Here is a 410-nt window from a genome sequence, read left to right on the forward strand (position 1 = left end):
ATGCGTACGCAAGAGTACATGCGACAAAACCAAGACAAAATGAATACTGCGATGAATCGTTTATCTAGCGGTAAATCTATTAACAGTGCAGCTGACGATGCGGCTGGTTTAGCTATCGCTACTCGTATGCGTGCAAAAGAAGGCGGATTAAACGTCGGAGCACGTAACACGCAAGACGCTATGTCTGCTTTACGTACTGGTGACGCTGCTTTGGGATCTATTTCTAACATCTTACTTCGTATGCGTGACCTTGCTACACAGGCTTCTAACGGTACGAATAACACTGAAGATACTGCTTCTTTAAACAAAGAATACGAAGCATTAAAAAGTGAAATTGATCATATCGCTGACAAAACATCTTTCAATGGTATTAAATTCTTAAGTACTGATAAGGGTGGTGCGGCTGATAT

Annotated in this window: 1 pseudogene; it reads left to right on the top strand. The window is 41.5% G+C overall.

Annotated elements, in window-relative coordinates:
• Nucleotides 1-410 (top strand): annotated as a pseudogene (locus AU379_RS23580) (flagellin); the annotation flags it as partial.

Source organism: Bacillus sp. JH7 (genome assembly GCF_001563515.1).
Classification (GTDB): domain Bacteria; phylum Bacillota; class Bacilli; order Bacillales; family Bacillaceae_G; genus Bacillus_A; species Bacillus_A cereus.